This is a genomic window from Sphingosinicella sp. LHD-64, from assembly GCF_031157375.1.
Lineage (GTDB): Bacteria > Pseudomonadota > Alphaproteobacteria > Sphingomonadales > Sphingomonadaceae > Allosphingosinicella.
On record NZ_JAVIFV010000006.1, the window covers coordinates 53321 to 65596 of the forward strand.

15 protein-coding genes are annotated in these 12276 nt (G+C 68.9%); 7 read left to right on the forward strand and 8 right to left on the reverse strand.

The genetic code is table 11. The annotated features are described in order from the left end of the window. Positions 1–82: 82 nt before the first annotated feature. The 4 genes from RCO27_RS18320 (at position 83) to kynU (ending at position 2738) form a co-directional block, all read left to right on the forward strand. Positions 83–280, forward strand: coding sequence for a hypothetical protein (locus tag RCO27_RS18320; RefSeq protein ID WP_309004164.1), 198 nt, complete (start codon positions 83–85; stop codon positions 278–280). Between the two features lie 35 nt (positions 281–315). Further along, the gene (locus tag RCO27_RS18325) at positions 316–453 is read left to right on the forward strand and encodes a hypothetical protein (RefSeq protein WP_309004165.1); all 138 of its coding nucleotides are present in this window, start codon (positions 316–318) and stop codon (positions 451–453) included. Between the two features lie 162 nt (positions 454–615). Continuing rightward, complete coding sequence (locus RCO27_RS18330) at positions 616–1518, forward strand: alpha/beta hydrolase (protein ID WP_309004166.1); 903 nt, start codon at positions 616–618, stop codon at positions 1516–1518. After that, positions 1515–2738 carry a kynureninase gene (kynU, locus tag RCO27_RS18335; protein ID WP_309004167.1) on the forward strand — a complete coding sequence of 408 codons (1224 nt, stop codon included), beginning with the start codon at positions 1515–1517 and terminating at the stop codon, positions 2736–2738. Before RCO27_RS18330 ends, kynU begins: the two co-directional genes overlap by 4 nt. Here the strand turns inward: kynU and RCO27_RS18340 are convergent. Next, positions 2731–3084, reverse strand: coding sequence for a hypothetical protein (locus RCO27_RS18340; protein ID WP_309004168.1), 354 nt, complete (start codon positions 3082–3084; stop codon positions 2731–2733). The two genes, kynU and RCO27_RS18340, sit on opposite strands and share 8 nt — an antisense overlap. Positions 3085–3220: 136 nt before the next feature. Between RCO27_RS18340 and purC the strand changes: the two genes are divergently transcribed. Further along, positions 3221–4000, forward strand: coding sequence for a phosphoribosylaminoimidazolesuccinocarboxamide synthase (gene purC / locus RCO27_RS18345; protein ID WP_309004169.1), 780 nt, complete (start codon positions 3221–3223; stop codon positions 3998–4000). 160 nt (positions 4001–4160) lie between these two features. Here purC and RCO27_RS18350 read toward each other — a convergent pair whose 3' ends face one another. Together RCO27_RS18350 and RCO27_RS18355 are read right to left on the reverse strand one after the other, a co-directional pair. Beyond that, entirely contained in the window at positions 4161–5285 is a 1125-nt protein-coding gene (locus RCO27_RS18350; RefSeq protein ID WP_309004170.1) for a M23 family metallopeptidase, read from the reverse strand. Positions 5286–5414: 129 nt separating this feature from the next. Then, entirely contained in the window at positions 5415–6230 is an 816-nt protein-coding gene (locus tag RCO27_RS18355) for a ferritin-like domain-containing protein (protein ID WP_309004233.1), read from the reverse strand. 25 nt (positions 6231–6255) lie between these two features. Between RCO27_RS18355 and purT the strand changes: the two genes are divergently transcribed. Then, positions 6256–7425 (forward strand): formate-dependent phosphoribosylglycinamide formyltransferase, encoded by a 1170-nt coding sequence (gene purT / locus RCO27_RS18360; protein WP_309004171.1) that lies wholly within the window; start codon positions 6256–6258, stop codon positions 7423–7425. Here purT and RCO27_RS18365 read toward each other — a convergent pair. The 3 genes from RCO27_RS18365 to RCO27_RS18375 are packed head-to-tail and all read right to left on the reverse strand — an operon-like array spanning position 7416 to position 11102. Then, positions 7416–7952, reverse strand: coding sequence for a hypothetical protein (locus RCO27_RS18365; RefSeq protein ID WP_309004172.1), 537 nt, complete (start codon positions 7950–7952; stop codon positions 7416–7418). The genes purT and RCO27_RS18365 overlap by 10 nt on opposite strands. Continuing rightward, complete coding sequence (locus RCO27_RS18370; protein WP_309004173.1) at positions 7949–8413, reverse strand: peroxiredoxin; 465 nt, start codon at positions 8411–8413, stop codon at positions 7949–7951. The genes RCO27_RS18365 and RCO27_RS18370 overlap by 4 nt, the downstream gene beginning before the upstream one ends. Before the next feature lies 1 nt (position 8414). Then, the gene (locus RCO27_RS18375; protein WP_309004174.1) at positions 8415–11102 is read right to left on the reverse strand and encodes a bifunctional [glutamine synthetase] adenylyltransferase/[glutamine synthetase]-adenylyl-L-tyrosine phosphorylase; all 2688 of its coding nucleotides are present in this window, start codon (positions 11100–11102) and stop codon (positions 8415–8417) included. 76 nt (positions 11103–11178) lie between these two features. Between RCO27_RS18375 and RCO27_RS18380 the strand changes: the two genes are divergently transcribed. Continuing rightward, the gene (locus RCO27_RS18380) at positions 11179–11358 is read left to right on the forward strand and encodes a hypothetical protein (RefSeq protein ID WP_309004175.1); all 180 of its coding nucleotides are present in this window, start codon (positions 11179–11181) and stop codon (positions 11356–11358) included. A 15-nt stretch (positions 11359–11373) separates the two neighbouring features. Here RCO27_RS18380 and RCO27_RS18385 read toward each other — a convergent pair whose 3' ends face one another. Both RCO27_RS18385 and RCO27_RS18390 read right to left on the reverse strand, forming a co-directional pair. After that, complete coding sequence (locus tag RCO27_RS18385; protein WP_309004176.1) at positions 11374–12021, reverse strand: sigma-70 family RNA polymerase sigma factor; 648 nt, start codon at positions 12019–12021, stop codon at positions 11374–11376. 110 nt (positions 12022–12131) lie between these two features. Next, positions 12132–12269 (reverse strand): hypothetical protein, encoded by a 138-nt coding sequence (locus tag RCO27_RS18390; protein WP_309004177.1) that lies wholly within the window; start codon positions 12267–12269, stop codon positions 12132–12134. Between the last annotated feature and the right edge of the window lie 7 nt (positions 12270–12276).

The window sequence follows — 12276 nt, forward strand, 5'->3', positions numbered from 1 at the left end:
TTGGCGAAACGCCGCCGCCTTTGTCATTTGGGAGCAGGTAACGAGACGCATTTTCCGAGACGATGTTCGAAGGAGAAAGACGATGCTGGACGGAATGGAAGGACGGATGTGGGCCGACCATCATGATCAGTTCGGCAAGTGGGTCGACGGCGCGATCGGCGCCATCGGCGCGGCATTGCGCCTGGGTTTCTCGCGCGGCTCGACCGTCCCCGGGCAGCTGCTGTCGATCGCCGGCGCGGTCGGCGTGACGCTGCTCACTCTCGGCGCGACGGCGGCCTGAGCCGCCGTCCGCCACAGGCAAGAAAGGAGCTGGACATGACGAGCAGGACTTATCCCAAGAGCGGCTTCACCGCGGCGCTGCGCCGGGTGCTTGCCGACCTTTATCTCGGCCTCAGCAGGCTCAACCGGATGCAGTACGCCGCGCCCTGGCGCCCCGAACGGGCGCGCGACTGACAGCGCTGCCCGCCGGTCTCCCCGGGCCGGCGGGCCGCCAGCGCAACACCTTGTCCCTCTCGCCCTCCCTGGGGCGAAGCCTCGACCCCGCCCTCGCCGGCGGGGTTCCTTTTGTCGGGGCCGGACTGGCGGACGGACGCGAACTCCGTCATCAAGGGCGCGATGCCGTCGACGAAAGCCCTTGCCCTGCCCCTGCTGGCGGCGCTAGCCGCCGCAGCCGTGGGCGCGGACGGCGAGATCAGGGCGAGCGGCGAGGACGGCCTGATGGCCTGGCCGGACCTGCTCGAGCGGCCGCGGCCGGCACCCCGCACCACGATCCCCTATGGCGACGACCCGCTGCAGGTCGTCGACCTGTGGCTGCCGGACGGACCGGGACCGCACCCGACCGTGCTGATGGTCCATGGCGGCTGCTGGCAGACCGAGATCGCCGATCGCACCATCATGAACTGGATCGCCGATGATCTGAGGCGCCGCGGCATGGCGGTCTGGAACGTCGACTATCGCGGGGTCGACCGCGGCGGCGGCTATCCCGGCACCTTCCAGGACGTCGCGGCGGCGGCGGATGCGCTCAGGACCCATGCTGCGCGCCATCGGCTCGACATCTCGCGGCTGGTCGCGACCGGCCATTCGGCCGGCGGGCATCTCGCGCTCTGGCTGGCGGCGCGACCGCGCCTGCCGGCGGACTCGCCACTGCGCACCAACAACCCACTCCCGATCCACGCCGTGGTCAGCCTCGGCGGCCTGCCCGATCTCGAGGAAGCGGCGCGGCCGCCCGGGAGCGGCTGCGGCACCGAGGTGATCGCGCAGATCAGTGGCGGCCGCTTCGCGGAAACCTCGGTGCCGCGCCTCGCGCCGCTCGGCATCCGCCAGGTGCTCGTCAACGGGCTGCAGGACCGGATCATCCCGACCGCCTATGCCGAAGGCTATGCCGCCCCGATGCGGGCGGCCGGCGACGATGTGACGGTTCGCATGGTCGACCGCACCGGCCATGTCGAGCTGGTCGCCCCCGAGACCTCGGCCTGGGCGATGGCGGTCGCGGAAATCGAAAGGGCGCTGCACCCATGAGCTTCACCCTCGCCGAAGCGAAGGCCACCGACGCCGCCGATCCGTTGCGCAGCTATCGCGAGCGTTTCCACCTGCCCGAGGGCGTCATCTATCTCGACGGCAACTCGCTCGGCGCCCTGCCCAGGGCGACGGTGGCGCGCCAGCAGGAGATCGTGGCGCGCGAATGGGGAGAGTCGCTGATCCGCGGCTGGAACGTGCATGGCTGGATCGGCCTGCCGCAGCGGGTCGGTGCCAGGATCGCGCCGCTGATTGGCGCCAGGCCGCATGAGGTGATCGTCGCCGATTCGACCTCGGTGAACCTGTTCAAGCTGCTCGTCGCCGCGGTGCGCCTGTCCGACCGGCCGGTATTGCTGTCCGAGAGCGGCAATTTCCATACCGACTTGCACATCGCGAGCGGCGTCGCGGACCTGACCGGCCTCAGGCTCGACATCGCCCCGCGCGCGAAGGTCGAAGGCCGGATCGGGTCGGACACCAATCTCGTCCTCTTGACCCACGTCCATTACAAGACGGCGGAGCGGTTCGACATGGCGGCGGTGACGGCACGGACGCACAAGGCCGGCGCGCGGATCGTCTGGGATCTCAGCCACAGCGTCGGCGCGGTGCCGCTCGATCTCAACGGCGCAGGGGTCGAGCTCGCGGTCGGCTGCGGCTACAAATATCTGAATGGGGGGCCGGGCGCGCCGGCCTTCCTCTACATCGCGGAGGCGCTGCAGGAGCAGCTGCTTTCGCCGCTGCGCGGCTGGATGGGCCATGCCGAGCCCTTCGCCTTCACCGACGACTACCGGCCGGCCCCGGGCATCGACCGCTTCCTCGCGGGAACGCCGCCGATTCTCGGCATTGCGGCATTGGAGAGCGGCCTCGACGCCTTTGACGGACTGACGATAGAACGGCTCTGGTCCAAGTCGCGCGCCTTGTTCGACGTCTTCTATGCGCTGATGGAGCAGCGCTGCCCGGAACTCACCTGCATCACGCCGCGCGGCGAGGAGCAACGTGGAAGCCACATCTCCTTCGCCCATCCGCACGCTTTCGAAATCTGCCAGGCGCTGATCGCGGACGGCGTGATCGGCGACTTCCGCGCGCCCGACGTGGTCCGTTTCGGCCTGACTCCGCTCTATCTCGGCTTCGAGGACATCTGGCACGCCGTCGACAGGCTGGCGCGCATCCTGAAGGAGGACGGCTGGCGCGACCCCAAGTTCGCGGTGCGCAGCAAGGTCACCTGAGATCGGCACGCCGTCGCAGCGCCGCCGCGAAAGCCAGCACCACAAAGATCGCGGCCGTATCGGTGACCCAATCCGAGAACTGGGCGTCGCGATGCAGCGCCGGAACCATCTGGAAGAACTCGATCGCCGCGCCGAACGCGGAGAGCGCGATACCGATCCGCAGCGGCGAAATCGTCGGATAGGCGAGCGTCGCGAGCGCGGCGAGGGTCATGAAGGCCAGCGCGTGCTGGAACTTGTCGGACGGCTCGAACGGCAGATTCGGCGGCTGCGGCAGCAGGGCCATGACCAGAGCGAGCAGCGCGGCGGACCAGAAGGCGGCGCGGGCGAACAAGGTTACGCGGGACATCGCGGCGGCTGTGGCGGGACGGGACGGCAAAGGCAAGCGGATCGTTTGCGCTCGGTTCATGCCTCCTCTATAGAGCCGCCTTCCCAAGCCCCGGCGTGTCGGGGCCGCCCTTTTCGAAGCCGGAGGCTTTGCTCCCATGACCCGCCGCCGACTCGTCTATGAAGGCAAGGCCAAGATCCTCTACGAGGGCCCGGAGCCCGGCACGCTCATCCAGTATTTCAAGGACGATGCGACCGCATTCAACGCGCAGAAGAAGGGTCAGATCGCCGGCAAGGGCGTGCTCAACAACCGCATCTCCGAGCATATCTACACCCTGCTCGGCACGATCGGCATTCCGACCCATTTCGTCCGCCGCCTCAACATGCGCGAGCAGTTGATCCGCCAGGTCGAGATCGTGCCGATCGAGGTGGTGGTGCGCAACGTCGCCGCCGGCTCGATCTCCAAGCGGCTCGGCATCGAGGAGGGCACCCAGCTCCCGCGCACGATCATCGAATATTATTACAAGGACGATGCGCTGGGCGATCCGATGATCGCCGACGAGCATATCGCCTGCTTCGGCTGGGCGAGCCAGGAAGAGATGAACGACATCGCCGACATGGCGATCCGGGTGAACGACTTCCTGTGCGGTCTCTTCGCCGGGATCGGTATCCGCCTGGTCGATTTCAAGCTGGAGTTCGGGCGGCTCTGGGAGAATGATTACGCCCGCATCATCCTCGCCGACGAGATCAGTCCGGACGGCTGCCGGCTGTGGGACATGGCCTCGGGCGAGAAGCTCGACAAGGACCGTTTCCGTCGCGATCTCGGCGGCGAGGCCGAGGCCTATCAGGAGGTGGCGCGCCGGCTCGGGCTGCTGCCCGAAGGCGAGCCCAATGCGGTGCTCGACATGGCGGAGCACCGGCAGAAGCGGGGGAAGTAGTTATCGTCGTCCCGGCGAAGGCCGGGACCTCAGCGAGACCCACTGAGACTTCTTGTCCTGAGATCCCGGCCTGCGCCGGGACGACGAATAGGAAAAAGGCCCCGCCTCTTCGGACGGGGCCTTCCTGTTCAGGGCCCTCTCCTGGCCTGTCTCTTGAAGCTTAGCGCGAACCCCCGGCGGGGCCGCCGACCGCCACCGGGGCGTCGAGGCGGCGCTGCAGCGCGGCGAGCGACTCGGTGGACTGCATGAAGGGGATCGGATTGACGGCGCGGCCGTCGATGCGGACCTCGTAATGGAGGTGGCTGCCGGTCGAACGGCCGGTCGAGCCCATCAGGCCGATGAGGTCGCCGCGACGGACGCGCTGGCCTGGGCGGGCGATCAGCCGCGACATATGGCCGTAGCGGGTCTGGATGCCCTGGCCGTGGTTGATCTCGACGAGGTTACCATAGCCGCCGCTGTTCCATTCGGAGCGCTGCACGATGCCGTCGGCGGTGGCGTAGATCGGCGTGCCGATCGGGCCGGCGAGATCGATCCCGCCGTGCATCGCGGCGCGGCCGCGGAAGGGGTCGGAGCGGACGCCGAAGCCGCTGGTGAAGGCGATTTCGGTGCGGATCGGGCGGGCCGACGGGATGGCGGCGACGCCCTGCTCGAGCTGCTCGAGCTGGCGCCAGGAGGCGAAGAGCTCGCGGAAGCGCGGGTCGGCATTGTCGACCTCTTCCAGCGGGCCGCCGACGCCGCCCCGGGCGCGGTGGAAACGGGCCGGATTGAGGCCGAGCTGGCGAACCGCCTGCGCCGTCTCGCGGTAGCGGGCGACGGTGGCGGCCTTGGCCTGCGCGGCGAGCTCCTGCTGCATGCCCTCGACGCCGGCATAGGAACGGGTGAGCGGGTTGTGACCGGCCGCTTCGGCCTGGGGGAGCATCTGGGCGAGCTCAGCGGCGTCGGCGTCGCCCGACAGCATTTCGGCGAGGAAGGCCTGGCGACGCTCCAGCATTGCGGCGTGTTGCTGGGTCTCGGTGCGCATCTGGGCGACATCCGCCTGCATGCGGGCGACCTGGCGCTGCATTTCGACGACGTCGCTGTTCATCGCCGCCATCGCCTGGAAGGTCGCGAAGGCGCACCAGGCCAGCAAAACAAAGGCGGCGAAAGCCGCCGCCATCTGCACCCGGGCGCCGATCGTGAATCGACGCAGGCTTTTGCCGTCGTGGAGGAAAATGTCGCGCGCTTTGAAAAGTTCGCGGAACTTCGCGGTCCAGCCAACGTTGGTCGCGGCAATCGAATGCATCATCAGCTTCCCCGGTCGACTCACCGAAGTGAGCCGGCTCGGCCACGCTCAGGCGACCGCGTTGAACCATCGGGCCTTGTGCCCCTCACAGACGCAGGAAGGTGCCCACCCCGTGCGTGTGGCCGGACTTTGTTAACGAAACTCTGAGGCGGCAAGGCCCCCGTAATAATCCCGGGACAAACCGGCTTCGCCGCGCGCCGAGTCGTTGAACGGCGGCTTAACGGCGCCGTGAAAATGCCGCCGAACCAGCGCATGCCAGTGAGGAACCGGGTCCAATCCAAGGGATTCGCAGGCGAATCCGAACCAGCGCGTGCCGGCGGCGACGTGGCGGATTTCATCGCGATAGATGCGCATCAGGATCGCCGCCGCGCGCGGGTCGCCGCCGCGCTCGAACGCGGCGACCGTCGTCGGCGTCACGTCGAGGCCGCGCGCTTCCAGCACCATCGGCACGACGGCGAGGCGTGCGGCCACGTCATGCGCGGTCGCCGTCGCCGCCGCCCAGAGGCCGTCGTGCGCGGGCAGCGCACCATAATGTGAGCCGAGCGCGCGCAGCCGCCGGTCGAGCAGCGCAAAGTGTATCGCCTCGTCGGCGCCGACGCCGATCCAGTCGTCGATGAAGGCCCGCGGCATCTCCGCCCCGAACCGCCCCGCCATGTCGAAGGCGAGGTCGATCGCGCCGAACTCGATATGGGCGAGCGCGTGGAGCAGCGCGATCCGGCTGCGCTCCGATCCCGCCTTCCCACGCTTGGGCATCCGGTTGGGCGGCAGCAGCTCGGGCGCCGCCGGGCGGGCCGGACGATCGGGCATCGCCGCGTCGAACCGGTGCGCGAGACGGCCGCGGCGCCAGGCACGGGCGACGGCGCGCGCGGCTTTCACCTTGGCGTAGGGCTCGGCGGCCAGCAGCACCGTGCGGCAGGCCGTGGCGATCGATGCCTCTTCCTTCTCCATGGCCGGCGCTGTACCGGCTGCGGCCATGACTTTCACCGCCAAAATCCTCCTCCTGGGCTCGGGCGAGCTCGGCAAGGAGTTCGCCATCTCCGCCAAGCGCCTCGGCGCCCATGTCGTCGCCTGCGATTCCTATGCCGGCGCGCCGGCGATGCAGGTCGCGGATGCGCACGAGGTCTTCTCGATGCTCGATGGCGCTGCGCTGCGCCGGGCGGTCGAGACCCACCGGCCGGACTATATCGTGCCGGAGATCGAGGCGATCCGGACCGAGGAACTGGTCGCGCTGGAGAGCGAGGGCTGGAGGGTCGTCCCGTCGGCGCGCGCCACCCAGATGACGATGAACCGTGACGCGATCCGCACGCTGGCCGCCGAGGAACTGGGCCTCAGGACCTCGCGCTACCGGTTCGCCGAGAGCCTGGACGAGGTCCGCGCCGGCGCCGCCCACACCGGTCTCCCCTGCGTCGTCAAGCCGGTCATGTCCTCCTCGGGCAAGGGCCAGAGCCTGGTCCGCAGCGACGCGGAGCTGGCCGCGGCCTGGGACTATGCCGTCGCCAACATGCGCGGCGACCGCCCGCGGGTGATCGTCGAGGAATTCGTCGCCTTCGACTACGAGATCACCCTGCTCACCGTTCGCACCCGCGACGGCGTCCTGTTCTGCCCGCCGATCGGCCACCGGCAGGAGCGCGGCGACTATCAGGAAAGCTGGCAGCCAATGGCGATGTCCGACACGGCTCTCGCCCAGGCGCAGGCCATGGCGCGCAAGGTGGTCGACGATCTCGGCGGCTGCGGCATTTTTGGCGTCGAGTTCTTCATCGCGGGCGAGGAAGCGATCTTCTCCGAGCTTTCGCCGCGTCCGCACGACACCGGCATGGTGACGCTGGTCTCGCAAAACCTCTCCGAATTCGATCTTCACGCGCGCGCCGTGCTCGACCTGCCGATCCCGGCGATCCGCCTCGCCGGCCCGTCGGCCTCGGCGGTGATCCTTGCCGACCGCGGCGCGGACGGCTTCCGCTTCGAAGGGCTCGTCGAGGCGCTGGCGCTCGGCGGCGACGCCGAGGTCGACGTGCGCCTGTTCGGCAAGCCGGTGACCCGGCCCAATCGCCGCATGGGCGTCGCGCTCGCCCGTGCCGGCAGCACCGACGAGGCACGGCGGATCGCGGCCGAGGCCGCCGCGAAAGTGCGGATCGTCTATTCCTGAGGCAGGCTGAGCGCGGCGGCGCCCTCGACCGGGCTTGGCGCCGCGACGTTCACGACGGCGGGCGCCTCCTCGATCCTCTCCCGGACCCGCCGGTTCATCGCGTCGGCCGTTTCCTCGGCGAAGTCGCGGTCGATCACCCGCATCGCCCGGCGCTGCGCCGCCTCGATCTCCTCGCGGCTGCCGAAATAGGGCACGCTCGCCGAATAGGTGGCGCTGCCGCCGCAGGGCGGGCCGCACTCCTGTTCGATCGCCGCGCGCCCGTCCTCCCAGCTGTAGAGTTCGGAATAGCTCGGCAGCCGCCGCGCGAGCGGCGCCGGCGGCGCTTCATCGAGCACCGGCACGCGCGGTTCGAATGCGGTGACGGGACGGAAATGGATCGGGTTGATGCCCTTGACCGACGCATTGCCGAGATTGATCCCCACCACGATCGCGACGATCAGCCCGAGCGCGATACCGACCAGAGCATAGGGCTGCACCATGACCCGCGAAACGAAGCCACGCCGGCTGCGTTCCGCGCGGCGCCTCACGGCAGGTCCCTCGCCGCCGCGAGCACCTCCTCCGCATGACCCGGCACCCGCACCTTGCGCCAGATCCGGGCGATCGTGCCGTCACGGTGGATCAGGAAGGTGGCGCGGTCGATGCCCATATATTTGCGGCCGTAGAGCGACTTTTCGATCCAGGTGCCGAACGCCGCGCAGACCGTGCCGTCCTCGTCGCTGGCAAGGCGGACCTTGAGATCATATTTGTCGGTGAACTTGCGATGCTTCGCCGGACTGTCCTTCGATACGCCGAGGATCCAGGTGCCGGCCTTCTCGAACTCGCCGGCAAGGGCGGTGAAGTCCTGCGCCTCGCGGGTGCAGCCGGCGGTGTCGTCCTTGGGATAGAAATAGAGGACCAGCTTCTGGCCGCGGAAGTCGGCGGGACTCACCGCCTCGCCGTCCATGCCGGTCAGCTTTACGTCCGGCACCCGGTCGCCCTCGCGCAGCATGTCAGCCTCCCTTCGCAGCCGAAACCTCCAGCCACAACGCCCCTATGCTCTGCCGCGCCCGCGCGTGCGCCGCAAGCAGTTCCTGCCAGCTGCCGAGGCCGCAGGCGCGCGCCACGAGGAGGCGCGACGCCTCTGCCGGCTCGGTGGATTCGGGCGAGACGAGGCGCAGCGTCACCAGCATCGCGGTGAGCAGCCGATAGGCGTCCCCGATCTCGCCCGGCATCAGGCCCGCGGAGATCAGTGCATCGATCGCCGCGCCGGTGTCAGGGGTCAGGCCCGCATGATGGACCAGCTGGAGGACCTGCACGGCGAATTCGAGATCGACGAGGGCGCCCGGCCCGAGCTTGATGTCGAACAGGCCCTTTGCCGGCTTGTGGCGGGCGATCTCGAGCCGCATCCGCGCCGCATCGGCGCGAACCCTGGCGGGATCGCGATCCATCCGCAGCAGGCCGTCGATCGTCGCCGACAGCGCCATGCGATCGGTGTCGGATCCGAAGACCGGCCGGGCGCGGGTCAGGGCCATATGCTCGAATGTCCAGGCCCTGGTGCGCTGATAGTCCGCGAAGCTCTCGGCGCTCACCGCCAGCATCCCGTCGGTGCCGGAGGGCCTGAGGCGAGTATCGACCTCATAGAGCGGGCCGGCCGCGGTCGGCACGCTGAGCGCGGCCGTGACCCGCGGCGCGAGCCGGTTGAAATAGTCATTGGCCCTGAGCGGCTTCGCGCCGTCCGATTCCGCCTCGTGCGACCCGCTGAACAGATAGATGAGGTCGAGGTCCGACGCGTGGGTGAGGGCCCCGCCGCCAAGCCGCCCGAGCCCGAGAATGATCAATTCGCAGCCTTGAACCTTGCCATGCGCCTGCTCGAACTCGGCAACGGCGGCGCCGGCCAGCGCCTCCACCGCGGCTTCGGCCACGCGCGCATAGCCCAGCGCCGCCTCGAGCGGATCGCTGCGGGCGAGCACGACCTGCGTGCCGAGGGCGAAACGCGCCTCGTTCACATCGCGGCGGACCCGATCGAGATAGCGCTCATAGTCCTCGCCGGCCCGGGCGAAGCTTTGGGCCAATGCCGGAACGCTGCGGGCGGGCTCGAAGGCACTTGCGTCGATCAGCCCGTCCAGCAGTTCGGGCCGTCGCGCCAGCTGATCGGCGAGTGCCGGGGCATGACTCAGGATCGCGCCGAGATGCTGGGTCAGCGCCGGCCGCGCCTCCAGCAGGCGGTAGAGATTGAGGCCGGTCGGCAGCCGCTCGACGACATTGTCGAAGCGGTTCATCGCCCGCATCGGATCGGGCGCCGCGGCGAAGGCATCGATCAGGGCCGGAAGCATCGCCTCGAACGCCTCGATCGCGGCCGGCGTCCTCAATGACCGCGCCTTGCCCGAACGCCAGCCTTCGATCCGCCCGCGCGCGCCGGCAGAGTCCGCGAAGCCGGCCTGTGCGAGGCCGGCTTCGAGCGCGTCGGCATCGGCCGGCAGCCGTCGTGCCTCGCCACCGCCGAGCCGGTCGTAGATCGCCTCGACCCGCTCGACATGCGGCCGGACGAGATCGAGCAATGCCTCGCCGTCCGCCAGCCCGTGCAGGCGGGCGACATTGTCGAGCGATTCACGACCTTGCGGCAGGCTGTGGGTCTGGAGATCGTCGACCATCTGCAAACGGTGCTCGATCGTGCGCAGCAGCGGGTAGGCGGCGGCCAGGGCCGCGGCGTCATCCGCATCGGCCCGGCCCGCCTCGGCAAGTGCCGCAAGCGCATCGAGCGTCCGCGGCGCACGCAGCGCCGGCTCCCGCCCGCCATGGATGAGCTGGTGGATCTGGACGAAGAACTCGACCTCGCGAATGCCGCCACGGCCGCGCTTGAGATCGTAGCCGGGGCCGAACCTTTGCCCCTGCGCATAGTGATCGCGGATCAGCCGGCTCATCGACTGGACCTCGCCGATCGCGCCGAAATCGAGGCTGCGGCGCCAGACGAATGGCTGGACGGCGTCCAGGAAATAGCGGCCGACCTCCGGATCGCCGGCGGCCTGCCGGGCGCGGATGAAGGCGGCGCGTTCCCACGGCAGCGCGGAGGATTCATAGTAGCTGATCGCCGCCTCGACCGGCAGCGCGATCGGCGTCACCTCGGGTGACGGTCGAAGGCGCAGATCGACCCGGAAGGCATAGCCGTCCTCGGTCCGCTTCTGGAGCAGCTCGGTGACGCGCTGGCCGATTCTGAGCGCCGCCTGATCCGGCTCCTCGCGCGGGCGGCGCGGCAGCGTCCCGGGATCGTAGAGATAGATGAGATCGACGTCGGACGAATAATTGAGCTCGCGCCCCCCCAGCTTGCCGAGCGCGATCACGGCGAAGCCGCGCGGCGCCTCCTCCGGCGTCCGCTCGGCGATCGCGGCGGTCAGCGCCTGTTCCAGCGTGGCATCGGCGAGATCGGACAGCGCACCGGAGACTTCGGCGAAGCTCAGCACGCCGGCGAGATCGCCAATCCCCAGCGCCAGCGCCAGCGCGCTGCGCCGACGCCGCAACGCCACCATGACCTCGTTGCCATCCCCGGCCTCGGCCGCCGCCGCAACGATGGCGGCGGCCATGTCGCCAGCCTCCAGCGCCGCCGCGACTTGAGGACGTTGATCCAGTTGGAACCGAAGGAACGGGGAATGCGTTCGGCCCCGCTCAATCGCTTCGCGCACGGCTAAGACTGTCGCTTTCATGTCACAGAAGCGGCTCCGTTCCGTTCACTGCGCGCAACAATTGCAACCGGACACGACAACATACGTTAAGACAGACGTGGAAAAGATGGGTTCAAACGACGTGGCTTTGATCAAGGCATCCGCCCGGCACTTTGTGAAAGTACCGGCGCCGAATGTCCATGCCGGCGTCGGCGATGCCCTGCGGCGCGCATTCCACATGAACGGCGAAGGGGTGTCGCTCAAGAAGTTTCAGGACCTGCTCGACCGGCTCGACTGAGCCATCGGGCCGCATCTACTCCAACGGCTCGCCCTCATCCCCACTATTTCGCGGGTCGCGATCGCGGCTGAGATCGTCGACCTCGCCCATGATCGTCTGCAGCGCCGTCTTGTCGCTGGTCGGCTGCTCGCGGCGTGACGGCAACTTGCCTTCGTTGAGCAGGCTTTCCAGCGCGACGCGGCCGCGTGCCACCCGGCTCTTGATCGTGCCGACCGCGCAGCCGCAAATCTCGGCCGCCTCTTCATAGGCGAAGCCGCCGGCGCCGACGAGGATCAGCGCTTCGCGCTGGGGCTGCGGCAGATGGAGCAGCGCGCGCTGCATGTCGCTGAGCTCGATATGCCGGTCCTGGCTCGCCGGGGCGGCGAGCAGCTTGGAGGCGGTGATCTCGTCCCATTCGCCTTTGAAGCGGGCGCGACGCATCTGGCTCAGGAAGAGATTGCGCAGGATGATGAAGGTCCAGGCGCGCATGTTGGTCCCAGCCTGGAAGCGCTTGCGGGCTGCCCAGGCCTTGAGCAGGGTCTCCTGGACGAGGTCATCGGCGAGGTCGCGGCTGCCCGACAAGGAACGGCCAAAGGCGCGCAGATGGGGGATGACCTGGGTCAGCTGGTCCTTGAACTCGGGATCGCTGAGCGGCACCGTTTCCTCGGCACGCTCCCGTTCCATGTGAATCGCCGGCCTCACGCCCGCCATCGGTCAGCCCTTCATTGATACGCGAACCCGGATCGGCGACGGCGCCCGCAAGCACCACCGATCATCGGTGGCCAAGATAGGCCCTAACGCCAGACAAACAACAGGATCAGGAAGATCGCGACGACCAAGGCGAGCCCCCAGCCGAGCGCATAGCGCGCAACATGGGGAGTCGATCCGGCCCGTGCCTCGGTCGTACTCAGATGCTCGCGTTTCTCGTCCATGCCGCTC